This window comes from Roseovarius halotolerans (genome assembly GCF_900172255.1).
Lineage (GTDB): Bacteria > Pseudomonadota > Alphaproteobacteria > Rhodobacterales > Rhodobacteraceae > Roseovarius > Roseovarius halotolerans.
The window spans coordinates 708942-733147 of record NZ_FWFU01000002.1; the positions used below are offsets into that span (position 1 = coordinate 708942).

21 protein-coding genes are annotated in these 24206 nt (G+C 61.2%); 12 read left to right on the plus strand and 9 right to left on the minus strand.

What is annotated here, in order from left to right; translation table 11 throughout:
• Nucleotides 1-76: 76 nt before the first annotated feature.
• Genes mutT through ROH8110_RS10490 form a run of 3 tightly spaced genes read right to left on the minus strand, consistent with a single transcriptional unit; the run spans nucleotide 77 to nucleotide 2561 of the window.
• Complete coding sequence (gene mutT, locus ROH8110_RS10480; RefSeq protein ID WP_085817681.1) at nucleotides 77-475, minus strand: 8-oxo-dGTP diphosphatase MutT; 399 nt, start codon at nucleotides 473-475, stop codon at nucleotides 77-79.
• Nucleotides 472-1701, minus strand: a complete 1230-nt coding sequence (gene argJ, locus ROH8110_RS10485) for a bifunctional glutamate N-acetyltransferase/amino-acid acetyltransferase ArgJ (RefSeq protein WP_085817682.1) — start codon at nucleotides 1699-1701, stop codon at nucleotides 472-474. The genes mutT and argJ overlap by 4 nt, the downstream gene beginning before the upstream one ends.
• A 2-nt stretch (nucleotides 1702-1703) precedes the next feature.
• Nucleotides 1704-2561 (minus strand): foldase protein PrsA, encoded by an 858-nt coding sequence (locus ROH8110_RS10490; protein ID WP_085817683.1) that lies wholly within the window; start codon nucleotides 2559-2561, stop codon nucleotides 1704-1706.
• Nucleotides 2562-2748: 187 nt separating this feature from the next.
• Between ROH8110_RS10490 and secA the strand changes: the two genes are divergently transcribed.
• The 3 genes from secA to ROH8110_RS10505 all read left to right on the plus strand — a co-directional run bounded on the left by secA (nucleotide 2749) and on the right by ROH8110_RS10505 (nucleotide 8189).
• Entirely contained in the window at nucleotides 2749-5460 is a 2712-nt protein-coding gene (gene secA / locus ROH8110_RS10495; RefSeq protein ID WP_085817684.1) for a preprotein translocase subunit SecA, read from the plus strand.
• A gap of 143 nt (nucleotides 5461-5603) precedes the next feature.
• The gene (locus ROH8110_RS10500; RefSeq protein ID WP_085817685.1) at nucleotides 5604-6605 is read left to right on the plus strand and encodes a hypothetical protein; all 1002 of its coding nucleotides are present in this window, start codon (nucleotides 5604-5606) and stop codon (nucleotides 6603-6605) included.
• Nucleotides 6606-6629: 24 nt separating this feature from the next.
• Nucleotides 6630-8189, plus strand: a complete 1560-nt coding sequence (locus ROH8110_RS10505; protein ID WP_085817686.1) for a substrate-binding domain-containing protein — start codon at nucleotides 6630-6632, stop codon at nucleotides 8187-8189.
• Here the strand turns inward: ROH8110_RS10505 and radC are convergent.
• The 3 genes from radC to dnaK all read right to left on the minus strand — a co-directional run bounded on the left by radC (nucleotide 8186) and on the right by dnaK (nucleotide 12326).
• Nucleotides 8186-8950: a RadC family protein gene (radC, locus tag ROH8110_RS10510; RefSeq protein ID WP_085817687.1), complete on the minus strand. Its 765-nt coding sequence runs from the start codon at nucleotides 8948-8950 to the stop codon at nucleotides 8186-8188. The two genes, ROH8110_RS10505 and radC, sit on opposite strands and share 4 nt — an antisense overlap.
• A 217-nt stretch (nucleotides 8951-9167) precedes the next feature.
• The gene (gene dnaJ, locus ROH8110_RS10515) at nucleotides 9168-10334 is read right to left on the minus strand and encodes a molecular chaperone DnaJ (protein ID WP_085817688.1); all 1167 of its coding nucleotides are present in this window, start codon (nucleotides 10332-10334) and stop codon (nucleotides 9168-9170) included.
• A gap of 75 nt (nucleotides 10335-10409) precedes the next feature.
• The gene (gene dnaK / locus ROH8110_RS10520; RefSeq protein WP_085817689.1) at nucleotides 10410-12326 is read right to left on the minus strand and encodes a molecular chaperone DnaK; all 1917 of its coding nucleotides are present in this window, start codon (nucleotides 12324-12326) and stop codon (nucleotides 10410-10412) included.
• A gap of 213 nt (nucleotides 12327-12539) precedes the next feature.
• Here dnaK and ROH8110_RS10530 point away from each other — a divergent pair, with 213 nt between their 5' ends.
• Nucleotides 12540-13148, plus strand: coding sequence for an alpha-ketoglutarate-dependent dioxygenase AlkB family protein (locus ROH8110_RS10530; RefSeq protein ID WP_085817691.1), 609 nt, complete (start codon nucleotides 12540-12542; stop codon nucleotides 13146-13148).
• A gap of 6 nt (nucleotides 13149-13154) precedes the next feature.
• On the opposite strand, the gene ROH8110_RS10535 is transcribed toward ROH8110_RS10530, so the two are convergent.
• The gene (locus tag ROH8110_RS10535) at nucleotides 13155-13976 is read right to left on the minus strand and encodes an ABC transporter permease (protein WP_085817692.1); all 822 of its coding nucleotides are present in this window, start codon (nucleotides 13974-13976) and stop codon (nucleotides 13155-13157) included.
• Between the two features lie 136 nt (nucleotides 13977-14112).
• Here ROH8110_RS10535 and cysQ point away from each other — a divergent pair, with 136 nt between their 5' ends.
• The 8 genes from cysQ (at nucleotide 14113) to ROH8110_RS10575 (ending at nucleotide 23090) form a co-directional block, all read left to right on the plus strand.
• On the plus strand, nucleotides 14113-14910 hold the full coding sequence (cysQ, locus tag ROH8110_RS10540; RefSeq protein WP_085817693.1) for a 3'(2'),5'-bisphosphate nucleotidase CysQ: 798 nt from the start codon (nucleotides 14113-14115) through the stop codon (nucleotides 14908-14910).
• Entirely contained in the window at nucleotides 14910-15710 is an 801-nt protein-coding gene (locus ROH8110_RS10545) for a 3-deoxy-manno-octulosonate cytidylyltransferase (RefSeq protein ID WP_085817851.1), read from the plus strand. Before cysQ ends, ROH8110_RS10545 begins: the two co-directional genes overlap by 1 nt.
• A gap of 131 nt (nucleotides 15711-15841) precedes the next feature.
• On the plus strand, nucleotides 15842-16735 hold the full coding sequence (galU, locus tag ROH8110_RS10550; protein ID WP_085817694.1) for a UTP--glucose-1-phosphate uridylyltransferase GalU: 894 nt from the start codon (nucleotides 15842-15844) through the stop codon (nucleotides 16733-16735).
• 18 nt (nucleotides 16736-16753) lie between these two features.
• A complete protein-coding gene (gene galE, locus ROH8110_RS10555) occupies nucleotides 16754-17737 on the plus strand; it encodes a UDP-glucose 4-epimerase GalE (RefSeq protein ID WP_085817695.1) in 984 nt (327 codons plus the stop codon).
• A 42-nt stretch (nucleotides 17738-17779) separates the two neighbouring features.
• Nucleotides 17780-18802, plus strand: coding sequence for a glycosyltransferase family 2 protein (locus tag ROH8110_RS10560; RefSeq protein WP_085817696.1), 1023 nt, complete (start codon nucleotides 17780-17782; stop codon nucleotides 18800-18802).
• 150 nt (nucleotides 18803-18952) lie between these two features.
• Nucleotides 18953-19939 carry a glycosyltransferase family 2 protein gene (locus ROH8110_RS10565; protein WP_085817697.1) on the plus strand — a complete coding sequence of 329 codons (987 nt, stop codon included), beginning with the start codon at nucleotides 18953-18955 and terminating at the stop codon, nucleotides 19937-19939.
• A gap of 16 nt (nucleotides 19940-19955) precedes the next feature.
• The gene (locus ROH8110_RS10570; protein WP_085817698.1) at nucleotides 19956-21656 is read left to right on the plus strand and encodes a DUF5927 domain-containing protein; all 1701 of its coding nucleotides are present in this window, start codon (nucleotides 19956-19958) and stop codon (nucleotides 21654-21656) included.
• A 6-nt stretch (nucleotides 21657-21662) separates the two neighbouring features.
• Nucleotides 21663-23090, plus strand: a complete 1428-nt coding sequence (locus tag ROH8110_RS10575; RefSeq protein WP_085817699.1) for a sulfotransferase family 2 domain-containing protein — start codon at nucleotides 21663-21665, stop codon at nucleotides 23088-23090.
• A gap of 12 nt (nucleotides 23091-23102) precedes the next feature.
• Here ROH8110_RS10575 and ROH8110_RS10580 read toward each other — a convergent pair whose 3' ends face one another.
• Both ROH8110_RS10580 and hpf read right to left on the minus strand, forming a co-directional pair.
• On the minus strand, nucleotides 23103-23567 hold the full coding sequence (locus ROH8110_RS10580; RefSeq protein ID WP_085817700.1) for a PTS sugar transporter subunit IIA: 465 nt from the start codon (nucleotides 23565-23567) through the stop codon (nucleotides 23103-23105).
• A gap of 58 nt (nucleotides 23568-23625) precedes the next feature.
• Nucleotides 23626-24189 carry a ribosome hibernation-promoting factor, HPF/YfiA family gene (gene hpf / locus ROH8110_RS10585; RefSeq protein ID WP_085817701.1) on the minus strand — a complete coding sequence of 188 codons (564 nt, stop codon included), beginning with the start codon at nucleotides 24187-24189 and terminating at the stop codon, nucleotides 23626-23628.
• Nucleotides 24190-24206: the final 17 nt, after the last annotated feature.

Genomic DNA, 24206 nt, shown 5'->3' on the forward strand with positions numbered 1-24206 from the left:
TCCGCGCCGGAACAGAGACTGACGAAAGGGGCTGCCATGGGCAGCCCCTTTTTTCATGCCTGCCGAGGCTTGCGACCTATAGCCAGTCGCGCAGGATCGGGATCAGCGGGATGTCGGCGGGAGGCATCGGATAATCGCGCAGCGCGTCCGGGCGGACCCATTTGAGAGCCTGCCCCTCGCGTCCCTGCGGCGCACCCTGCCATTTGCGGCAGGCAAAGAGCGGCATCAGAAGGTGGAAATCCGGGTAGCTATGGCTGGCGAAGGTGAGCGGCGCAAGACAGCTGGCCCAGGTGTCGATGCCCAATTCTTCCTCGAGCTCGCGGATCAGCGCGTTCTCGGGGGTTTCGCCCGGTTCGACCTTGCCGCCGGGGAACTCCCAGAGTCCGGCCATCGATTTGCCCTCGGGGCGTTGCGTCAGCAGGATGCGCCCGTCGACATCAATCAAGGCAACGGCAGAGACCAGAACGGTCTTCATGAGCGATAGTCGGCGTTGATGTCGATATAGCCGTGGGTCAGATCGCAGGTCCAGACGACAGATGTGCCGCCGCCGAGGCCCAGATCAACATGGATCGTCAGATCCTGCTGTTTCATGTAGAGCGCGCCTTCTTCCTCTCTGTAGTCGGGGTCGACCCAGCCATCGCGCGCGACAGGGATGTGTCCGAACCAGATGGAGAGGGTATCGCGATCTGCCGGGGCACCGGATTTGCCTACGGCCATGACGATGCGACCCCAGTTCGGATCTTCTCCGGCGATGGCGGTCTTGACCAGGGGCGAATTGGCGATCGCCATGGCATGAGTGCGCGCGTCGGTATCGCTGGAGGCGCCCGTTACCGAGATCTCCACGAACTTGGTGGCACCTTCGCCGTCACGCACGACCTGATGTGCGAGGTCCAGCATGACTTCGCGAAGCCCCTGCATGAATCCGACGCTGTCTTCGGTCACGCGGATGCCGGACGCCCCGGTTGCAGCGACCAGAAGCGTGTCAGATGTCGAGGTGTCGCCATCGACGGTAATGCAGTTGAACGTGCTGTTGTTCAGGGCCGAGACCATCGATTGCAGCACCGGCTGATCGACAACCGCGTCGGTGAAAATATAGACCAGCATCGTTGCCATGTCCGGGGCGATCATGCCTGAACCCTTGGCGATGCCGGCGATATGGATCTGCTGCCCGTCGATGGTGACGGTGGTGCCGGCTCCCTTGGGAAAGGTATCGGTCGTCATGATCGCGCGCGCGGCTGTCTCGATACCGTCCGCCGACAGCGCGCCCGAAAGATCCGCCAGTTTCGCGGTGATGCGATCATGTGGGAGGGGTTCGCCGATCACCCCGGTGGAAGAGGTGAAAATACGCGATTCCGGCAGTTTCAGAGTCTCGCTGGCAGCTTCGGTTACGGCCTTGACCGATGCCGTGCCATGACGGCCTGTAAAGGCGTTGGCATTGCCCGAATTGACCAGGAAGGCGGCGCCTGCATCGCTGACGACGCCGATCTTTTCCTGGCAGTCCAGCACGGCCGAGGAGCGCGTGGAGGAACGGGTGAAAGCGCCGGCAACAGTTGTGCCGGGGCTGAGCGTTGCAAGCATCACGTCGTCGCGGCCGCTGTAGCGCACCCCGGCCTGAACGGTGGCGAAACGTACGCCGCCGATTTTCGGCAGCTTGGGAAAGGATGCCGGGGCAAGCGGGGACAGCGGAGGGGTCGCACCCATTGTCAGTTCTCCAGAAGCTCTAGGTTGCCGATGCTTTCGGGGTCGATCTCGCCGGTGCTCATGCGCTCGATCTGTGCCTTTTCGGTAAGGGCTTCGACATGGGCGTCGAAGGCGGCTTGACGCAGGCTGTCTTCGATCTCGGCGCGCACGTCGTCAAGCGTCGGAACGTCGGTGAGCCGGGTCTCGTTCAGCTTGATGACATGCCAGCCGAACTGCGTCTGAACCGGTTGCGACACGTCGCCCGGTTCAAGTGCGGAAACGGCCTCGAAAAAGGATTCGACCATGACGCCGGGTCCGAACCAGCCAAGGTCGCCGCCGCTGCTGGCCGAGGGGCCAGTGGAGTTTTCGCGCGCGAGCGTCGCAAAATCGGCGCCATCCTCAAGCTGAGCCACGAGGTCGAGCGCGGTTTCCTCGGTTTCGACAAGGATATGCGCCGCCTTGTATTCGGTTTCGGGTTCCGCGCTGGAATATTGCTCCTGATAGGCCGCCTGAATCTCGGCATCGCTCAACTCGTCGCTCATGACGGTTTCGATCGCTTCGGAGGCGATGATGGCGCGGCGTTCGTTCTCAAGCAGCAATTCGCTGCGGCGCGAAAGGTCGCCCTCGAAATTCTGCATCAACAAGGTCTGCTGGATCAGCTGGTCAAGGATGCCGTTGAACAGGGTCTCGGCAGGCAGCTGGCCATATTGCGCAGGAAGGCTGGCGCGCAGGGCGACCATGTGGCCAAGCGTGATGTCGGTACCGTTGACGGTGGCCACCACGGTTGCGGAATCGGGGCTGTCCTGAGCCGTGGCGGACTGCCCGAAGGTCGTGGCGGCGATCAGCGCGAGAGCCGGGAACAGGGTGTGACGAATGGCCATGCGGTCCTTCCTTTGCATTGCTGCTTTGGGTGCCGCGCGCCTGCGCGACGTTGACACTCCAACGGCGGCCCCTTACATCGGCTCTGGACCAAGGAACCGCCATTCTGTGCCCGTTCTAGGGTGGTGCGGGAGGCGGGGCAAGCAATTGCCTTTCACGGATATGCACAAACACCGGAACGGATAGAATATGCTGGGTATCGGAACTGTCGCCAGAAAGATCTTCGGCACACCGAATGACCGCAAGATCAAGGCGACCCGCCCGCTGGTCGAACAGATCAACGCGCTGGAACCCGAGTTCGAGGCGCTGAGCGACGAGGGGCTGATCGAAAAGACCCAGGCGTTCAAGAAGCGGTTGCAGGATGGCGAGCCCCTTGATGCGCTGTTGCCCGAAGCTTTCGCCAACTGCCGGGAGGCCGCCAAGCGGGCGCTTGGCCTCAGGGCGTTCGATGTGCAGCTGATGGGCGGGATCTTCCTGCATCAGGGCAATATCAGTGAGATGAAGACCGGCGAGGGCAAGACGCTGGTTGCCACCTTCCCTGCCTATCTGAATGCGCTGACGGGCGGGAACGTGCATATCGTCACGGTCAACGATTATCTGGCGCGGCGCGATGCCGACTGGATGAGCAAGGTTTACGGCGCCCTGGGGCTGAGCACCGGCGTCGTCTATCCCCAGCAGCCTGAGGGCGAGAAGAAGGCGGCCTATGCCGCCGATGTGACCTATGCCACCAATAACGAGCTGGGCTTCGATTATCTGCGCGACAACATGAAATCCTCGCTCGAGGAAATGAACCAGCGCGGGCATTTCTTTGCCATCGTCGACGAGGTGGACAGCATCCTGATCGACGAGGCGCGCACGCCGCTGATCATCTCGGGCCCCGCACAGGATCGCAGCGAACTTTACGTGACCATCGACAAGCTCATCCCCGAGCTGACCGAAGAGCACTACACGATCGATGAAAAGACCCGCAACGTCACCTTTACCGACGAAGGCAACGAATACCTTGAAGAGGTCCTGCACGCGAAGGGTTTGCTGGAAGAGGGGCAGTCGCTTTACGATCCGGAAAGCACGACCATCGTGCATCACGTCAACCAGGGTCTGCGCGCACACAAGCTGTTCCTGAAGGACAAGGACTACATCGTTCGCGACGGCGAGGTGATGCTGATCGATGAGTTCACCGGCCGGATGATGCAGGGACGGCGCCTGTCGGACGGTCTGCACCAGGCCATCGAGGCCAAGGAGGGCTGCAACATCCAGCCCGAGAACGTCACGCTGGCCAGCGTCACCTTCCAGAACTATTTCCGCCTTTACGACAAGCTGGCCGGTATGACCGGCACCGCCGCGACCGAGGCCGAAGAGTTCGCCGAAATCTACGGATTGGGCGTGGTTGAAGTTCCCACGAACCGGCCGATCGCGCGCAAGGACGAGGACGACGCAGTCTATCGCTCGGCGAAAGAGAAGTTCGACGCAATCGTCGAAACGATCCACGAGGCGCACGGAAATGGCCAGCCGATCCTGGTGGGCACCACCTCGATCGAGAAATCCGAAATGCTCAGCGGGCTGCTGACGCAGGCGGGGATCAAGCACAATGTTCTGAACGCGCGCCAGCACGAGAAAGAGGCGCAGATCGTGGCCGATGCCGGCAAGCTGGGCGCGGTCACCATCGCCACGAACATGGCCGGGCGCGGTACTGACATCAAGTTGGGCGGCAACCTCGACTTCACCATCATGGAGGCTCTGGACGCCAATCCCGATGCTGATCCCGAAGAAATCCGCAGGCGGATCGAGGCAGAGCACTCCGAGGGCGAGCAGGCGGTCAAGGACGCCGGTGGGCTGTTCGTTCTGGCCACCGAGCGCCACGAGAGCCGTCGCATCGACAACCAGTTGCGCGGTCGTTCGGGCCGTCAGGGCGATCCGGGCCGGTCGGCATTCTTCCTCAGCCTCGAAGACGATCTGATGCGCATCTTCGGCTCGGAGCGTTTGGAAAAGGTTCTGGCGACCCTGGGCATGAAAGAGGGCGAAGCGATCATTCACCCTTGGGTGAACAAATCACTGGAGCGCGCGCAGGCGAAGGTCGAAGGGCGCAACTTCGACATCCGCAAGCAACTCTTGAAGTTCGACGACGTGATGAACGAGCAGCGCAAGGTGATCTTCAAGCAGCGGCTCGATATCATGAGGGCCGACGACTTGTCCGAGATCGTCAAGGACATGCGCAACGAGGTGATCGACGACCTCGTCGATACCTATATGCCGCCCAAGACCTATGCCGATCAGTGGGATACGGACGGTCTTCATGACGCCGTTCTGGAGCAGCTGAACCTGGACCAGCCGATTGCCGAATGGGCCGGCGAAGAGGGCGTCGATGATGAGGACATCGTTGAGCGCCTGGAAAAGGCCGCCGACGAGATGATGGCGCAAAAGGCCGCCGCATTTGGACCCGAGAACATGCGCTCGATCGAAAAGCAGATCCTGCTGCAGACCATCGACGCCAAGTGGCGCGAGCATCTTCTGACTCTGGAGCATTTGCGCAGCGTTGTGGGCTTCCGGGGCTATGCGCAGCGCGATCCGCTCAATGAATACAAGAACGAGTCCTTCCAGCTGTTTGAAACCATGCTGGACAGTCTGCGTCAGGACGTGACCCAGAAGCTGTCGCAGATCCGCCCGATGACCGAAGACGAGCAACAGGCCATGATGCGTGAGATTTCGCAGCAACGTCAGGCGATGGAAGCCGCGGCCACAACGCAAGGGCCGGATGACTCTTCGCTGGGTGCTGTCGAGGGCGCGGCCGTTGCCGGATTTGACGAGAACGATCCCTCCACCTGGGGGAATCCGGGGCGCAATCAGCTTTGTCCCTGCGGGTCGGGCAAGAAGTTCAAGCATTGTCATGGTCGCCTGGCCTGACGCCGACTGATGTCTTCCGGCACTCAATAGGGCTTTGAACGGGGCGTTTCGGCGTCCCATTGCCACCCCAAGCGCGCCATAGAGACGCCGCTTTCCCTGTCTAGACTATTCCTTGGTCTGATGTGGATTCAGGAGTGGTGAGAATGTCCAGGACAAGGCGTATCGCAATTGCCGGTGGCACTTTCATGAGCGCGCTTGGCGTGGGTTTCATCATGCAGAGCATGGCGGGCAGCCCCGAACCGGCCGCTGCGTCACCTGTCGTGGAATCGGCGGCGCATACGGCTGAAGACGCGCCGCTTCCTGTGACCAACGTCGTCTCGACTTCGGCACCGATCCCGCCGGAAGTTGCTCCCCAACCAGAGCTGTTGCCAAGCGCACCCGTGGCGCGCGCCGAGATTGCCCCCGCCGCCTTTGACGAGCGACGCATCACGGAGCTGCCGGGAGAAGAACCGGCGCCGACATTCTCTTGCGAGATATCGCTTGAGGCCAAACCGGTCGCCGCGGCCTTGGTGGAACTGACACTGGATGCGCCTTGCATGGCGAATGAACGATTTACGCTGCACCATCATGGCATGATGTTCACCGAAGCCACCAACCAGGATGGTGCGCAACATCTGGTGGTTCCCGCACTGACGCGCAGCGCGGTCTACATGGTGTCTTTCGCGAATGGCGAAGGTGCGGTGGCGACGACCGAGGTGACGTCGATGGATTACTACGACCGCGTTGTCGTTCAATGGAAGGGCCAGAGCGGTTTGCAGATTCACGCGCTGGAATACGGCGCCGGATATGGCGATGAAGGGCATGTCTGGGCCGGAGCACCGCGCGACATGGCCGCCGCCGCCCAAGGCAAGGGCGGATTCGTGACACGCCATGGCCGGGGCGGCATGGACACGGCGCTGATGGCCGAGGTCTATACCTTTCCCGCGGGCCTTATGGACCGCGAGGGCGATGTGGAACTCAGCGTCGAGGCCGAGGTGACACAGAACAATTGCGACCGTGATGTCGAGGCGCAGACCATCCAGATTTCCGCCGGTGGCAAGCCGTTGGTTCAGGATCTTGTCCTTGCCATGCCGGGCTGCGACGCTACGGGTGATTTTCTGGTGTTGAAAAACCTCGTCAATGACTTGAAGATCGCGCGGAAGTAATCCGCAGCAACTGGGGGGTGTCTGATGCCATTGGTGCGTGCGGCGATCATCGCCGCACTATTTTTGTTTGCCTTCGCCCTGCCGGGTGTCGCGCAGGATGTGACCCTTATCTCGCGCGATGGCGATGTCGAGATATCGGGAAACCTGCTTGGCTATGACGGTGAGTTCTACCGTGTCGATACCGTTTATGGCGAGTTGACGGTGGATGGATCGGGCGTGTTGTGCGAGGGGCCGGGATGCCCCAACCTTGAGAACTACGTCGCGCGCGTGACGCTGTCGGGGGCGCCGGTGATCGGGCGCGTGCTGATTCCCGCGCTGCTCGAAGCCTTTGCGATCCGCTACGACTATGATCTTGAACGGACCGATCTCGACGAGCGGCAAATCCTCTTTTCGCTGACGGATTCAGAGTCAGACAGGTTGCTGGGCGAGTTCACTGTCAAGCTGTCGAATACCGATGAGGGCTTTGCCGACCTGCTGGCCAATGAGGCGGATATGGTGATGTCGCTGCGTGAGGTGCGACGCGACGAGCGCACGCATGCGCGTGCGGCCGGAATGGGCGACCTGGCGGCAAGCGGGCGCAGCCGGATCGTTGCATTGGACGCGCTGGTGCCGGTGGTTGCCGCCAGCAATCCTGTGCAGGGAATCACGACACCAGAGCTGGCGCAGGTGCTGTCGGGCGAGATTGCCAACTGGGCCGATCTGGGCGGACCGGATGCGCCGATCACGGTGCATGTGGTCAGTGGCCGGTCGGGACTGGGGCAGGCCACGGTCGACCGACTGCTTACCCCGACGGGGTCGGCTCTGACCGATCAGGCGAAGCGGCATGAGGACGGTCTGGCTTTGGTTCAAGCGTTGGAGCGCGACCCATTCGGGCTTGGCGTGACCAGTCGGTCGGAGACGGGAAATACATGGGAACTGGCGCTGAAAGGCGCCTGTGGTTTCTCGCTTAGGGCGACCCGGCGCGCTGTGAAGACCGAGGATTACCCGCTGACGACTCCACTGTTTCTTTACCTGCCGGCGCGGAGGTTTCCCAGTCTGATGCGCGACTTTCTGACCTATCTGCGCGATCCTTCGGCGCAGCTGGTGGTGCGCCGGGCCGGGTTCGTGGATCAGGCACCCGAGGAGATCGCGATCAGCCTGCAGGGGGACCGTTTTGCGAACGCGATTGCGCAGGCGGGGGACGAGGTGGAGTTGGCGGAACTTCAGCGCATGGTGCGAGTGCTTTCGCCGATGAAACGGTTGACGACGACCTTTCGGTTCGAGGCCGGTTCGGTAAGGCTGGATGCGCAGTCGCGCTCGAATGTCCAGCAACTGGCGCGTTCGCTGGAGGTTGGGAACTATGACGCGCGGCGGCTTGTTTTTGTGGGCTTCAGCGATGGTGAGGGACCTGCCGAGAGCAATCGTGCGATCGCGATGCGAAGGGCCGAGGCGGTGCGGCGCGCGGTGAGCGATGCTGCCGAGACAGCGAACCTGTCGCGCATCGCGATCGAGACGGAGGCATTTGGCGAGGCGATGCCGATGGCGTGCGACGACAGCGAGTGGGGCCGACAGGTGAACCGGCGCGTGGAGGTCTGGGTGCGCTAGAGATAGCCCGCGGCACGAAAGCTGAGCTCGCAGGATCTGCCGATGATGAGATGGTCATGCAGGGTGATCCCGAGAGCGTCCGCCGCAGTCTGAATACGGTTGGTCATGGTAATGTCGGACTCGGATGGCGTGGGGTCGCCCGAGGGGTGATTATGCACTAGAATCAATGCACTGGCGTTCAGCTGAAGGGCCCGTTTCACGACCTCGCGGGGGTAGACGGGAACGTGGTCGACAGTGCCGCTGGCCTGCGCTTCGTCGGCGATCAGGATGTTCTTGCGATCAAGGAAGAACACCCGGAACTGTTCGGTTTCGCGATGCGCCATCGTGGTGTGGCAGTAATCCAGCAGCGCATCCCAGGACGAGATCACCTGCCGCTGCATGACCCGTGCGCGCGCGAGGCGGTGGGCGGCGGCCTCGACGATCTTGAGCTCGCAAATGACGGCATCGCCGATGCCTGACACCTCTTGCAGCTGGTGGATTGGCGCCGAGAGGATGTGGTTGAAATCCCCAAACTTATCAAGGAGCTGGCGCGCTACTGGCTTGACGTCGCGGCGCGGGATGGCGCGAAAGAGGAGCAGCTCAAGCAGCTCGTAATCGGGCATGGCATCGGCGCCGCCTGTGAGGAAGCGTTCGCGCAGGCGCTGGCGGTGATCGCGGATATAGGAGGGCAGGCGTGCGGGGGCTGGGGCGGGGCCGGAGGGGGCCTCGTCGGCGCCGAAAAGGGGTAGGGACATTTCGGAAAAGGCGCGTGGATCTGACATGAGGAGAGGGTGCGCCGAGAGGGTTAGAAAAAGGTTAACGGAGAGTGAAAAACGGCTTCGGCGTCGCGTCGGTATCACGTCTGTATTGTGTCGGTATCGTGTCGGCCCGGCGCGCGTTAACGGTTTGGCGGCTGGTAAAACAAAAGGGGCGCGCCTGTGGCACGCCCCTTTCAAATGGATCACGGTGACGAATGCAGTGCCGCCGCGCACCGCCCGTTCAGCCCTTCATGCCGTCCCAGAAGCTTTTCACGGAGGAAAAGAAGCTCTTGCTCTCGGGGTTGTTGTCCTCGGAGAGAGAGTCGAATTCGCGCAGGAGCTCTTTCTGGCGGCTGGTCAGGTTCACCGGCGTTTCCACGGCCAGTTCGATGAACATGTCACCATAGCCGCCGCCACGTAGCGCAGGCATCCCCTTGTTGCGCAGTCGCATCTGGCGACCGGATTGCGACCCGCCGGGGATTTTCACCCGCGAGCGGCCACCGTCGATGGTGGGCACTTCGATGTCGCCACCAAGCGCGGCATCGGTCATCGAGACGGGCACGCGGCAGAACAGGTTGTTATCCTCACGCTCGAATATGTCGTGCTTTGCAACCTCGATGAAGATGTAGAGGTCGCCCGGAGGACCGCCGCGCATCCCGGCCTCGCCTTCGCCGGCGAGACGAATCCGGGTGCCGGTCTCGACACCGGCGGGGATGTTGACGTTCAAGGCGCGGTCTTTCTCGACGCGGCCCTGGCCATGACAGGTCTTGCAGGGGTTCTTGATGATCTGGCCCAGACCCGAACAGGTGGGACAGGTGCGTTCGACCGTGAAGAAGCCCTGTTGCGCGCGCACTTTGCCCATGCCCGAACAGGTGGGGCAGGTGGTGGGCTCGGAGCCGCCTTCGGCGCCGGTGCCGCTGCAGGCATCACAGGCAACGGATGTCGGGACGTTGATGGTTTTCTGGATGCCGGTGAAGGCGTCTTCGAGGGTGACGCGCAGGTTGTAGCGCAGATCGGAGCCGCGCGATGCGCGCTGTCGCCCGGCACCTGCACGCCCGCCGCCCATGAAATCGCCGAACAGGTCGTCGAACACATCGGAGAAGGCCGAGGCGAAATCGCCTTGACCCTGGGCACCGCCGAAGCCGCCGCCCGGACGCGGGCCGCCACCGCCGCCCATGCCACCATCGAACGCGGCATGGCCGAACCTGTCATAGGCGGCCTTCTTTTCCGGATCCTTCAGGACGTCATAGGCTTCGCCAGCTTCCTTGAACTGGGATTCGGCGTCGGGATTGTCCTTGTTGCGGTCGGGATGAAGCTCTTTCGCCTTGGTGCGATAGGCTTTCTTGATTTCATCCGCCGACGCGCCCCGTGCTACGCCGAGGACTTCATAATAGTCTCGTTTGGCCATCGGGGATCTCCTTTTGCTGGAACACGCAGGGCCGGTCCAATGATAGGACCGGCCCTGTTGGTCCCGTCAGGCGCGTTACGAGCGCTTGTCGTCGTCAAGGTCCTCGAAGTCGGCGTCGACGATGTCATCGTCACCGGCCCCGGCCTGATCGGCGGCGCTGGGTTCGCCATCGCCATCCTCGGTCTGGGCCTTGTAGATCGCCTCGCCGAGCTTCATCGCGGCCTCGGTGACGTTCTGGATGCCCGCCTTGACCTTGTCGGCGGTCACGTCGTCCTTCTCGAGGTCGTCCTTGAGGGCCGCGACGGCGAGTTCGATCGCCTCGACCGTGGTCGGATCGACCTTGTCCGAGTGCTCCTCGAGCGATTTCTCGGTCGAATGGATCAGGCTTTCGGCCTGGTTCTTCGACTCGATCAGTTCGCGGCGGGCCTTGTCGGACTCGGCGTTTTCCTCGGCTTCCTTGACCATCTTCTCGATGTCTTCGTCGGTCAGGCCGCCCGACGCCTGGATCGTGATCTTCTGTTCCTTGTTGGTGCCCTTGTCCTTGGCGGAAACAGAGACGATGCCGTTGGCGTCGATATCGAAGGTCACCTCGATCTGGGGCATGCCGCGCGGTGCGGGCGGGATGTTTTCGAGGTTGAACTGGCCGAGCAGTTTGTTGTCGGCCGCCATCTCGCGTTCACCCTGGAAGACACGGATCGTCACGGCGCTCTGGTTGTCCTCGGCGGTCGAGAAGATCTGCGACTTGTTGGTCGGGATCGTGGTGTTGCGGTCAATGAGGCGGGTGAAGACGCCGCCAAGCGTTTCGATACCAAGGGACAGCGGGGTCACGTCGAGCAGGACCACGTCCTTGACGTCGCCTTGCAGGACACCGGCCTGAATGGCGGCGCCCATTGCAACCACCTCGTCAGGGTTCACGCCCTTGTGGGGCTCCTTGCCGAAGAATTTGGTCACTTCCTCGACCACCTTGGGCATGCGGGTCATGCCGCCGACAAGGACAACCTCGTCGATCTCATCGGCCGAGATGCCGGCGTCCTTGAGGGCCGCGGCGCAGGGCTTCATCGAGGATTTGATCAGGTCGCCCACAAGGCTTTCCAGCTTGGCGCGGGTCAGTTTCATGACCATGTGCAGCGGCTGACCGTCGGAACCCATCGAGATGAAGGGCTGGTTGATCTCGGTCTGCGAGCTGCTGGACAGTTCGATCTTGGCTTTCTCGGCGGCCTCTTTCAGGCGCTGGAGGGCCATCTTGTCCTTGGTCAGGTCGACTCCGTGCTCTTTCTTGAACTCGTCGGCGAGGTAGTTGACGATCCGCATGTCGAAGTCTTCACCGCCGAGGAACGTGTCGCCGTTGGTGGCTTTCACCTCGAACAGGCCATCGTCGATCTCGAGGATGGTCACGTCGAAGGTACCGCCGCCAAGGTCATAGACGGCGATGGTCTGCGTTTCCTTCTTGTCGAGACCGTAGGCCAGCGCGGCGGCTGTCGGCTCGTTGATGATGCGCAGCACTTCGAGGCCGGCGATCTTGCCGGCGTCCTTGGTGGCCTGACGCTGTGCGTCGTTGAAATAGGCCGGGACGGTGATGACCGCCTGGGTCACTTCCTCTCCGAGGTAGCTCTCGGCGGTTTCCTTCATCTTGCCGAGGATGAAGGCGGAAATCTGCGAGGGGCTGTATTTTTCGCCACGGGCCTCGACCCAGGCGTCGCCGTTGCCGCCGTCGATGACGTTGAACGGCATGTTCTTCTTGTCCTTGGCGAGATCGCTGTCGTCTACGCGGCGACCGATCAGGCGCTTGACGCCGAAGATGGTGTTCTCTGGGTTGGTCACGGCCTGGCGCTTGGCGGGCTGGCCGACAAGGCGCTCACCTTCGGTGAAGGCGACGATCGAGGGCGTCGTACGGGCGCCTTCGGAGTTTTCGATCACGCGCGCCTGACTGCCATCCATGATGGCGATGCAGCTGTTGGTGGTTCCGAGGTCAATACCAATGACTTTGGACATGTTGTTCGATCCCTTCTTTATTAAGGCGATGTTCCGGACGCCCGACCCGTTCTGGCACCGGGCCTCCGATCTGGGAGCGGGCCACGACCTGCCGTGGGTCCGCGCTTTGCGGGTATATAGGCAGGCGGAACTGACCCTGCAAGCGGGCTGGAGGGCTGGAAATCGGGATTCTGCGCTTAATTCAAGGGAAGGGCTGTCTGAGAAAGGTGCAACATGACGGAACCGACGCTGAAGGTGAGGGGTGTGGAGGTCTACAAGGGGGCGCTCGACGGGGCCAGGCAGGACGCATTGGTCGCGGCGTTGCGGGAGGTGGTGCGCCAGGCGCCGCTGTTTTCGCCGATGACACCCTATGGCAAGGCAATGACCGTGCGCATGACATCGGCGGGGCGATATGGGTGGTATGCCGACCGCAAGGGATACCGCTATGAGCGGCGGCACCCGGACGGGCAGGCGTGGCCGCCGATCCCCGAGGAGGTGCTGGAGATCTGGCGTGACCTGGTGGGGCGCGAGCGGCTGCCGGATTGCTGTCTTGTGAATGTCTATCGTGACGGGGCAAGGATGGGCATGCACCAGGATCGCGACGAGGCCGATTTCGGCTGGCCGGTGCTGTCGGTGTCGCTGGGAGATTCGGCGCTGTTCCGGATCGGGAACACCACGCGGGGCGGCAAGACCGAATCGCTGTGGCTGGAATCAGGCGACGTGGTGGTGATGGGGGGCGAGGCGCGGCTGGTCTACCACGGGATCGACCGGATCAGGCCGGGTTCCTCGACGCTGTTGGAGGGCGGCGGGCGGATCAACCTGACGCTGAGGGTGGTGGATTGAGCGCGATCAGCGGCGGGCGTTCCAGCTTTTGGAGGCGTATTGGCGGGTGTAAAACTCGCCCATCATGCCGATGACCAGAAGAACCACGGCGACAGTGATGGGATACTGAAGCGACGAATTGCGCGGGAAGTAATTGATGAAGGTGAAACCGCGGCACTGGTCGATGGCGTGAAAAAGCGGGTTCCAGTCGAACATCGAGAGCATGAAGGGTGGCAGCGAATTGGCGACGAACATCTTGCCCGAGGCGATCATGTTGGCGCGCTGGTAGATGGTGGTGAAGATCGTCACGAAACCGGGCGCCCAAGGTTTGACCGCCAGCAGCACCAGCCCGACCGACACACCCGTGAACCACGCCAGAAGCAGCATGGAGAACGCCGCGATCGGCTGGTCCACCTCGAACGGAGTGAAGGCGACATGATAGACGAACAGGATTACGAGCATCGACAGCACCTGGATATAGAGCGAGCCGAGCGCCGCCGAAGCCACCGATATGACCGTGTTCATCGGCGCGTGCTGCATCATCGGGGAAGATGGACCCTCGGCCCCGACGACGGCGCCAAGCGCCTTGATGTGGGTCAGGAACAGGAAGATCCCGGTCATCATGTAAAGCAGGAAGTCGCCACGCAGGCGGGCGCTGCGCAGGCCGAGAACCGAGAACATGAGGTAGAAGGCGAGAACGAATATGACCGCTGTAAGGATGTTGTTGAACAGCGCCATGAACGCATTGCCATGTGACTTGCGAACCGACCGGACAACCGAATGATATATCAGTTCCGCAATCGCGAAGGCAGATTGCAGCCCACTTCTGGGAGTGACTTTGTGAAACATTTAACCGCCGCTGACTGCCTGTTGAATACTTGCACGGATTTCTTGCTGTCCGGTTAGCGGCGTATCATAAGGGGCTGCAAGCATTCGATCAACAGGCGGTGAACATGCCGCAGCACAAGCAGGCAGGAGTATCACATTGAATCACGAGAGACTTGTCGGGGTCATGCGGCAACTGGCCCTGGAAGCGGGCGACCGGATCATGGATATCTATAACGCCGATGATTTCGACGTGAAGGTGAAATCCGATGACAGCCCCGTCACCGAGGCCGACGAGGCGGCTGACGCGCTGATCTCGGCGGGGTTGCGCGCGGCGTTTCCCGACATGCCGCTGGTGACCGAAGAGCAGGCGGAATCACATGGGCAGAGCGTCGATACCTTCCTGATTGTCGATCCGCTGGACGGCACCAAGGAATTCATCAACCGTCGCGGCGATTTCACCGTGAATATCGCCTATGTCGAGAACGGCGTGCCGGTTCGTGGTGTGGTTTACGCACCGGCGCGTGAGCGCATGTTCTTTACGCAGGCTGATGGGGCTTCGGTCGAGGAAGAGGGGCCTTTCGACAGGGAGGTCGTCGGCGCGCTGAATCCGATCCGGGTATCGGAACCGGATAACGCGGCGCTGATGGTGGTGGCCAGTAAATCGCACCGCGATCAGGCCACTGACGATTATATCGGCAAATACGGCGTCAAGGACATGACCAGCGCGGGATCGTCTCTGAAGTTCTGTCTTGTGGCGACGGGCGAGGCCGATCTTTATCCGCGCCTTGGGCGCACGATGGAGTGGGATACCGCCGCCGGGCAGGCCGTGTTGCATGGTGCCGGCGGGCAGGTGGTGCGCTTCGACGACCACACGCCGCTGCGCTATGGCAAGGACGGATTCGCCAATCCGTTCTTCATCGCCTTTGCACCGGGCGTTAATCTGAAGGGCGCATGATGTCTGTTCTTGTCGTTATCCCGGCGCGATACGCCTCGAGCCGTTACCCCGGAAAGCCATTGGTGGAACTGACCGGCGCCACGGGGATCAGCAAGAGCCTGATCCAGAGAAGCTGGGAAGCCGCGCTGAGGGTGGCGGGCGATGTGCGGGTCGTGGTGGCGACGGATGACGAACGCATCCGGCAGGCGGCCGAAGGCTTTGGCGCAGACGTGGTGATGACGTCCGAAACCTGCCGGAACGGCACCGAACGCTGCGCCGAGGCCCATGAGGCGCTGGGCGGCGAATACGAGATCGTCGTGAACCTGCAGGGTGATGCACCGCTGACCCCGCATTGGTTCGTCGAGGCACTGATCGCGCAATTGGCCGACGATCCCGACGCAAGCATGGCGACACCGGTGTTGCGCTGCGACGGTAGGGCGCTGAACGGATTCCTTGAGGACCGTCGCGCGGGACGAGTGGGCGGAACGACGGCGGTGTTCGATGCCCGCCGGCACGCGCTTTATTTTTCCAAGGAGGTGATTCCCTTTTCCGCGGTCACTTATGGCGACGAAGACCCGACGCCGGTGTTCCACCATGTCGGGGTCTACGCCTATCGGCCGGCGGCGCTCTCGGCCTATCCGGGCTGGCCGGAAGGAGAGTTGGAGCGGCTTGAGGGGCTGGAACAGCTTCGGTTCCTGGAGAACGGCCACGCCGTGCGCTGTGTCGAGGTCGAATCGCGTGGGAGGCAGTTCTGGGAATTGAATAATCCGGAAGATGTCTTGCGGATCGAAACGATGATGAGTCAAATGAAAGCGGAATGAGTGTTTTTTGGCCTGATGTTGCGATTGTCGCAGCGAGGCCCAGAAATCTTCATATTTGGACATTAATCAATGCATTGGGTTCCTGAGTGGCTTATAGATCGGCCACGTTGGGTAAACAGTCGGGAGCAGTCATGAAGAAGAAAGTAACAAAAGCAATTTTTCCGGTTGCTGGGCTTGGCACACGATTTTTGCCTGCGACGAAATCGGTCCCCAAGGAGATCATGACCCTGGTCGACCGTCCGCTGGTCCAATATGCGATCGACGAGGCGCGCGCGGCCGGCATCAAGGATTTCATCTTTGTCACCTCGCGTGGCAAAGGTGCGCTGGAGGATTATTTCGATCTTGCACCGCAGCTCGAACAGGAGCTGCGCCGCAAGGGCAAGGACGATCTTCTGCAACTGCTGAAAAGCACCAACATGGATAGTGGGCAGATCGCCTATGTTCGCCAGCACAAGCCGCTTGGGCTGGGCCATGCGGTATGGTGCGCACGCCACCTAATCGCGAACGAGCCTTTCGCCGTGATCCTGCCCGATGACGTGATCGCCGCCGACAAGCCGTGCCTGTCGCAGATGGTCGAGGCGTTCGAGGAGACCCAGGGCAATATCGTCGCCGCGATGGAAGTGCCCGACGTGCAGGCCTCGTCCTATGGTGTTCTGGATATCAAGGAAGACATGGGGCGCATCGTGTCGACCAAGGGGATGGTCGAGAAGCCGAAGCTGGGCGAGGCGCCGTCGAACCTGGCGGTGATCGGGCGCTATATCCTGACGCCGACGGTTCTCAAGATGCTCAACAAGAAGCGGACCGGCGCGGGGGGCGAGATTCAGCTGACCGACGCGATCGCCGATGCACGGGATGCCGGCGAAGAGGTTTACGGATACCGTTTTGACGGGCAGCGCTATGACTGTGGTTCCAAATCCGGTTTCCTGCAGGCGACCGTCGCCTTTGCGCTGGCGCGTGAGGATCTGCGCGACGATCTGCGGGCCTTTCTCAGCGATATCATGTATTCCGAGAAGGCAGCGCAGTAATCTCGCGGAGGGTCGGGTTTGACCAATATCCTTGTCACGGGGGGCGCCGGGTATATCGGCTCTCATGCCTGCAAGGCGTTGAAGGGCGCGGGCTATACGCCGGTGACCTACGACAATCTCAGCACGGGCTGGGAGGACGCGGTGCAGTTCGGTCCGTTCGAGAAGGGCGACCTGAATGACCGCGAGCGGCTGGACCAGATATTTGCCGCCTACCAGCCCGCAGCCATCCTGCATTTTGCCGCGTTGAGCCAGGTCGGCGAGAGCATGCGCGAGCCGGGGCTTTACTGGCATAACAATGTCGCCGGCTCGCTGACGCTGTTTCAGGCGGCGGTGGAGGCGGGTTGTCTTGACGTGGTGTTCTCGTCCACCTGCGCGACCTATGGCGATCAGGATAACGTGGTGCTGGATGAATCGAGCGCACGTCACCCGATCAATGCCTATGGTTCAAGCAAGCGCGCGGTCGAGGACATCCTGCGCGATTTCGAGGCAGCCTATGGGCTGCGCCACGTTATCTTCCGCTATTTCAACGTGGCCGGTGCCGATCCCGAGGCCGAGGTGGGCGAGTTCCACCAGCCCGAGACGCATCTCGTGCCGCTGATTCTCGATGCGATTGACGGCAAGCGCGATGCGCTGACCATTTTCGGGACCGATTACGAGACACCGGACGGCACCTGCATCCGCGACTACGTGCATGTGATGGACCTGGTGGATGCGCATCTTCAGGGTCTGAAGTGGCTGGAAGAGGGCAAGGAAAGCCGCGCGTTCAACCTTGGGACCGGCAGCGGGTTTTCGGTGCGCGAGGTCATCGATCGCGCCGCCGCGATGACCGGTCGCGAAGTGCCGACCATCGAGGGGCTGCGGCGGCCGGGCGATTGCACCAAGCTGGTGTCGGGATCGACGCGCGCGGTTTCGGAACTGGGCTGGAGCCCTGCGCGATCGACGCTGGAACAGATGATCGGCGATGCCTGGCGATGGCATCAAACTGGACATTACGCCAAATAAAGCCGATTCTCCGGGTGTTTAGCACAGGTCAGGCAAAGCTGTATGGGGTTGCTCAGGGATGCAGGTATCGCCTATCGGCTGCGATGGAAGCGGCGCAGGCTGCTGTATCGTGCGCTGCGCAAGCGCCATCAGCTGACGTCGGTTGCCGATCGGACGGGCCAGATTGCCCCCGGTGCGATCCTTGCGGCGGCGACCATGCGCAACGAGATGGTTCGGCTTCCGCATTTCCTCAATCATCACCGGCGGTTGGGGGTCGATCATTTTCTGATCGTCGACAATGACAGCGATGACGGCACGCAGGAGTATCTGGCGGCGCAGAGTGACGTTTCGCTTTGGTCGACAGGGCAGAGTTACAAGCTGTCGCGCTTTGGCATGGACTGGCTGACATGGCTGCAGATCCGTCACGCGCATGGCCATTGGTGCCTGACGCTGGATGCCGACGAGACCTTTATCTATCCGCATCACGACACCCGCTCGCTGCGTGCGTTGTGCGAATGGCTGGAGACCAATGACCGGCAGTCCTTTGGCGCGTTGATGCTGGACATGTATCCCAAGGGGCCGCTGAAGGCGCAGACGTATCGGCCCGGAGACGATCCGTTTCAACAGCTGTGCTGGTTCGATGGCGGCAATTACGTGATGCAAAAGAAGCCGGACCTTCAGAACCTTTGGGTGCAGGGCGGGGTGCGCGCGCGGTTCTTCTTTGCCGATCGCCCGCAGCAGGCGCCGACATTGAGCAAGACCCCTCTTGTCAAATGGAACCGACGTTTCGCCTATGTCAGCTCGACCCATTCGCTACTGCCTCGGCGTCTCAACAGGGTTTACTGCGAGGAGGGCGGCGAGATTCTGTCGGGTGTGTTGCTGCATAGCAAGTTCCTTGATGTGGTCGTCGAGAAATCCGCCGAGGAGAAGGAGCGGCGCGAACATTTCGCCAATAGCGATCTATATGAGAGCTACTATGACGGGCTGATCGCCAACCCGGACTTCTGGTGCGAGGGCTCGACAAAGTTCGTCAGTTGGCGCCAGCTCGAGGCGATGGGGCTGATGTCCAGGGGAGGATGGGTTTAGGATTGACCGCAAGCATGAAGCGGGAAAGAACGGCACAGGTTTATTTTCGGTCTGGAAAAAGAGTATGTTAAGCCACGATCGGCTAGTTTACGCCGCAAATATAAGAGAACAGCAGAGAGGCACGGCTTGAGCTTTGTGCAGTCATATCACATGCGTCTCAAGCGCAAGCGGGCGAAGGTTCGTGCCTGGCGCAAGCATTTCTCGTTGATCCCGGTCGAGAACCGCACCGGAAAGATCCGCGCGGGCGATATCCTGTTGTTCTCGACCTTTCGCGACGAGAACGTGCGGCTGCCCTATTTCCTGAAATACTATCGCGACCTTGGTGTGTCGCATTTCCTGATGGTGGACAACAACAGCCAGGATGGCGGCCGGGAGTATCTGGCCGATCAGCCGGATGTGTCTCTCTGGACAACCAAGGCCAGCTACAAGGCCGCGCGGTTCGGGGTCGACTGGCTGAACTGGTTGCAGGCGAAATACGGTCATGAGCACTGGTCCCTGGTGGTCGATCCCGACGAATTCTTTGTCTATCCGTTCTGCGATACCCGCCCGATCCGCGCACTGACCGATTGGCTTGACGTGTCGCAGCTTCGATCGTTCGGGGCGATGTTGCTGGATATGTATCCCAAGGGGCGGATGGACGCGGTGCCCTACCGCGTGGGTCAGAACCCGATGGAGATCGCCTCGTGGTTCGATCCCGGCAACTACCTGATCCAGAAGAATCCGGCCTTCGGCAATTTGTGGATTCAGGGCGGTCCGCGCGCGCGGGTGTTCTTTCCCAATACCCCGGCCAAGGCGCCCGCGCTCAACAAGATCCCGCTGGTGAAATGGGACCGGCGCTATGCCTATGTCAGTTCGACCCACATGCTTTTGCCGCGAGGGCTGAACCAGACCTACGATACGCTTGGCGGCGAAAAGGCCAGCGGCATCCTGCTTCACGCCAAGTTTCTCGATACCTTCGCCGCCAAGGCGGAAGAGGAACTGGAGCGCAAGCAGCACTATGCGGCCAGCATCGAATACAAGGCCTATTACGATAACCTTAAGGATAATCCAGACCTTTGGTGCAAATGGTCGGAAAAGTATATAAACTGGCGGCAACTGGAGATCCTCGGACTGATGTCCAAGGGGAACTGGGCTTGAAAAAGGGCGACGGGCAGTGAGTGTTGGTATCATCATGTTGGTTCACACGGCGTTTGACCGTGCGGAGCAGGTGGCGCGCCACTGGGCCGCGGCCGGTTGCCCGCTTGTGATACATGCCGACAAGTCGGTGCCCGCCAAGACCTATAACGCCTTCGTCAATGCGCTTTCCGATCTGCCCGATGTCCGTTTCTGCAAGCGGCATCGCTGTGAATGGGGCACATGGGGGCTGGTGGCGGCGACGCAAAGCGCCGGTCAGCTCATGCTGGATGAGTTCGAGGATGTGCGGCATGTCTATCTGGCCTCGGGTTCGTGCCTGCCGCTCCGACCGGTGCAGGAGCTCAAAGACTATCTGGCCGAGCGTCCGCATACCGATTTCATCGAATCCGCCACCACCGCCGACGTGCCCTGGACGATGGGGGGCCTCGATCAAGAGCGTTTCACGCTGCGGTTCCCGTTCTCGTGGCGCAAGCATCGCTATCTGTTCGACAAATACGTGTCGCTGCAACGCCGCCTTGGGTTCAAGCGGCGCATCCCCAATGGGCTCGTGCCGCATATGGGCAGCCAATGGTGGTGCCTGACGCGCCAGACCCTGTCGGCGATCCTGTCCGATCCTGACCGGCAGGTTTACGACGCCTATTTCCAGCGGGTTTGGATCCCCGACGAAAGCTATTTCCAGACGCTTTCGCGGCAGTATTCGCTGCAGATTGAAAGCCGGTCGCTGACGCTGTCGAAATTCGACTATCAGGGCAAGCCGCATATTTTCTATGACGATCACCTACAGCTTCTGCGTCGGTCGGACTGTTTCGTGGCGCGCAAGATCTGGCCGTTTGCCAATCGGCTTTACGATGCCTTCATGAGCGACAATGCGGGCGCGATGAAGCGCACCGAGCCCAATCCCGGCAAGATCGACCGCATCTTTTCCAAGGCGGTGGAGCGGCGGACGCGCGGGCGTCCCGGCCTTTACATGCAAAGCCGTTTTCCGGTCGAAGGGCGTGAAAACGGGCTGACCTGTGCGCAGTACTCGGTTTTCGAGGGGTTTGGCGACCTTTTCGAGAATTTCGAGCAATGGTTGGCGCGGGTCACCGGCACACGGGTGCACGGCCACCTGTTCGCGCCCGAACGTGCCGAGTTCTCGGATGGGCAGACGGTGATGAACGGGGCGCTTTGCGACAGTGCGGCCTTGCGAGACTATAACCCGAGGGCGTTTCTCGCCAGCCTGATCTGGAATACACGCGGCGAGCGGCAGTGTTTCCAGATGGGGCCGCGGGACCATATCGAGGATGTCGAATGGGATATCGCCAAGGACCCCAATGCGCAGATCTCGGTCATCTCGGGAAGCTGGGCGGTCCCGCTGTTCAAGTCGAACCGGAATTTCGCGGATATCCGGCAGGAGGCGGCGAGGCTGCAACAGATCGAAAGCAAGCATCTGGGTGTTTTGCGCTCGCCCTGGGCCAAGGCGCGGATCCGTATCTGGACAATGGCCGAGTTCATCGAGGCGCCGATGGAACCCCTGCAGACCATCATCGACGAGATCGGCCAGCAGAACCTGCGCGGTCTGGCCGAGGTCCCCAAGATGGCCGATCTGACCGGCTTCGGGCAGTTCCTGCAGAACCTCAAGAACCAGGGTATGCATCCGTATCTGATGGGGGATTTCCCGGTGCAGCATGGGTTGCATGAGCCCCAGCAGACAACTCCCAAACCCTATCTGGTGCAGTAACCCGGCATGAGCGGAAATTTCGACTACTTCGTGGTGTTCGCCGAAATGCGCACCGGCTCGAATTTTCTCGAAACGAATCTCAATGCGTTCGAGGGTCTTGAATGTCATGGCGAGGCGTTCAACCCGCATTTCATCGGCTATCCCAACAAGACCGAGATACTGGGCGTCACCCAGGCGATGCGCGATGGCGATCCGGGGCGGTTGATCGAGGCGATCAAGACAGGGTCCGAGGGTTTGGGCGGGTTCCGGTTCTTTCACGACCATGATGGCCGGGTGCTGGACATCTGCCTTGACGATCCGCGGTGTGCCAAGATCATCCTGACCCGCAATCCGCTGGACAGTTATGTCTCATGGAAGATCGCGCAGGCGACCGGTCAGTGGAAACTGACCAATGTCAAACGTCGCAAGGACAGCAAGGTCAGCTTTGACGGGGACGAATTTGAAAGGCATGTCGCGCATCTGCAATCGTTCCAGGTGTTCTTGCTGAACCGGCTTCAGATGACCGGGCAGACGGCGTTCTATGTTGCATATGAGGATCTTCAGAACCTGGCGGTGATCAATGGGATGGCACGGTTTCTTGGCTGTGGCACGCAGCTTGATGCGCTGGATTCATCGCTCAAGAAGCAGAACCCGAGCCCGCTGAGCGAGAAGGTCGCGAATTACGACGAGATGGAGCGGGCGCTGTCTGGGCAGGATCCGTTCAACATGACGCGCATCCCGAATTTCGAGCCGCGTCGCGGGCCGGCGGTGCCGGGCTTCGTGACGGGTGCGCGCGCGCCGCTGCTTTACATGCCGGTCAGGTCCGGACCCGAGGCGGAGGTCAGGGCCTGGCTTGCCGCGCTGGACGAGGTGCCCGAGGACAGTCTGCCGACGCATCTCAACCAGAAGGCCCTCAGGCAATGGAAACGGCGCAACCGGCGGCACCGCAGTTTCACGGTGTTACGACACCCGGCGGCGCGCGCGCATGACGCGTTCTGCAACAAGATCCTGATGCGCGGGCCTGGGACCTATGCCGATATCCGCAAGACGCTGCGCAATTTTCACAAGCTGCCGATCCCCGGCGGCGATCTGGACGAAAGCTATGACCGGCGCGCGCATCGTGCGGCTTTTGTGGGGTTCCTCGATTTCCTGCGTGCCAACCTTGCGGGGCAGACAGGTATCCGGATCGACGCGCATTGGGCGTCGCAGGTGGCGGTATTGCAGGGGATGGCGCAGTTCGCGGTGCCCGATATGCTCATCCGGGAGGATGAGATGCAGACCGATCTGCCGCAGATGGCGGGACGGGTCGGCTACCGCGATGCACCGCGCCCGGAGCGGGCCACGGGCGACACGCCATTTGCCCTGTCGGATATATATGACGACGAGATCGAGTCGCTGGTAAGCGACATCTATCAGCGCGATTACATGACCTTCGGATTCGAACCCTGGCAATAGGGCCGCAAGGTGTCAGGCGGCTTGCGCCGCCTGCGCCTCGGTCACGATGGTATAGAGCGTCATCGGATCGGTGTTCGCGCGCAGCTTGGCGCAGACCGACGGGTCGCGCAGTGTGCGTGACACTAGCGCCAGCGCCTTGAGGTGTTCCACCCCGGCATCGCGGGGCGCGAACAGTGCGAAGACCAGATCGACAGGCTGCCGATCGACCGCGCTGAAATCCACGGGCTTTTCCAGAAGCACCAGTGCACCGACAACATGTTCCAGCCCATCCAGCCGGGCGTGCGGCAGGGCTACGCCATTGCCGACGCCGGTCGGCCCGAGGCTTTCGCGTTCCTGAAGGGCCTCGACGGCTTCGGTCTGGTTCACTTGGTAGACCGAATCGGCGATGCCACCCAGTTCATGCAGCAGGCGTTTCTTGCTGGAGACAGCAGAGAACACGCGCACGGCCTCTGGCTTGAGGATCATATCCATATCCATTGGTTTTCTCGACGCTCTGCCGGGCTTGGCGCATGCCGCGCCCGGCACCTTGTGTCTGTTAAGGGTCGATCCAGCCGATATTACCATCATCCCGACGGTAAACGACATTCAACCCATTGTTACCCTCATTGCGGAAGATCAGCACCGGAGCCCCTGCCAGTTCCATCTGCATGACCGCTTCGCCGACAGACAGAGACGGGATTTGCGTCTCCATTTCGGCGACGATCATCGGCTGGAGGCTTTCAGGTTCCGAATCCGCATCGTCACTTTCCGAGGCGAGGATATATGAGGATGCGCCCGAAAGTTCAACAGGCTGTGAACGGTCGCGATGATGATCCTTCAAACGGCGCTTGTAGCGGCGAAGCTGCTTCTCGATTTTCTCGCAGGATTGATCGAATGCGGCGTAGATTTCATGCGCGCGCGCCTTGGCCTGGGTGGTCAACCCGGTCGACAGATGCACTATGGTTTCGCAGACGAATTCACTGGCGCTTTTGGAAAAAATCACATGGGCGTCAGTCGGGCGTTCGGCATATTTCGACACGGCCACACCAAGCTGCTCTTTGACATGTGTCTGCAGCGATTCACCTATGTCGATCTGCTTACCACTGATTTGATAGCGCATCTTCACTCCTTCATTTG

Bases quoted from the DNA above. Each gene is read 5' to 3' on its own strand.
- mutT (WP_085817681.1), bottom strand. From the start codon at position 475: ATGAAGACCGTTCTGGTCTCTGCCGTTGCCTTGATTGATGTCGACGGG.
- argJ (WP_085817682.1), bottom strand. From the start codon at position 1,701: ATGGGTGCGACCCCTCCGCTGTCCCCGCTTGCCCCGGCATCCTTTCCC.
- ROH8110_RS10490 (WP_085817683.1), bottom strand. From the start codon at position 2,561: ATGGCCATTCGTCACACCCTGTTCCCGGCTCTCGCGCTGATCGCCGCC.
- secA (WP_085817684.1), top strand. From the start codon at position 2,749: ATGCTGGGTATCGGAACTGTCGCCAGAAAGATCTTCGGCACACCGAAT.
- ROH8110_RS10500 (WP_085817685.1), top strand. From the start codon at position 5,604: ATGTCCAGGACAAGGCGTATCGCAATTGCCGGTGGCACTTTCATGAGC.
- ROH8110_RS10505 (WP_085817686.1), top strand. From the start codon at position 6,630: ATGCCATTGGTGCGTGCGGCGATCATCGCCGCACTATTTTTGTTTGCC.
- radC (WP_085817687.1), bottom strand. From the start codon at position 8,950: ATGTCAGATCCACGCGCCTTTTCCGAAATGTCCCTACCCCTTTTCGGC.
- dnaJ (WP_085817688.1), bottom strand. From the start codon at position 10,334: ATGGCCAAACGAGACTATTATGAAGTCCTCGGCGTAGCACGGGGCGCG.
- dnaK (WP_085817689.1), bottom strand. From the start codon at position 12,326: ATGTCCAAAGTCATTGGTATTGACCTCGGAACCACCAACAGCTGCATC.
- ROH8110_RS10530 (WP_085817691.1), top strand. From the start codon at position 12,540: ATGACGGAACCGACGCTGAAGGTGAGGGGTGTGGAGGTCTACAAGGGG.
- ROH8110_RS10535 (WP_085817692.1), bottom strand. From the start codon at position 13,976: ATGTTTCACAAAGTCACTCCCAGAAGTGGGCTGCAATCTGCCTTCGCG.
- ROH8110_RS10545 (WP_085817851.1), top strand. From the start codon at position 14,910: ATGTCTGTTCTTGTCGTTATCCCGGCGCGATACGCCTCGAGCCGTTAC.
- galU (WP_085817694.1), top strand. From the start codon at position 15,842: ATGAAGAAGAAAGTAACAAAAGCAATTTTTCCGGTTGCTGGGCTTGGC.
- ROH8110_RS10560 (WP_085817696.1), top strand. From the start codon at position 17,780: ATGGGGTTGCTCAGGGATGCAGGTATCGCCTATCGGCTGCGATGGAAG.
- ROH8110_RS10565 (WP_085817697.1), top strand. From the start codon at position 18,953: ATGCGTCTCAAGCGCAAGCGGGCGAAGGTTCGTGCCTGGCGCAAGCAT.
- ROH8110_RS10575 (WP_085817699.1), top strand. From the start codon at position 21,663: ATGAGCGGAAATTTCGACTACTTCGTGGTGTTCGCCGAAATGCGCACC.
- ROH8110_RS10580 (WP_085817700.1), bottom strand. From the start codon at position 23,567: ATGGATATGGATATGATCCTCAAGCCAGAGGCCGTGCGCGTGTTCTCT.
- hpf (WP_085817701.1), bottom strand. From the start codon at position 24,189: ATGCGCTATCAAATCAGTGGTAAGCAGATCGACATAGGTGAATCGCTG.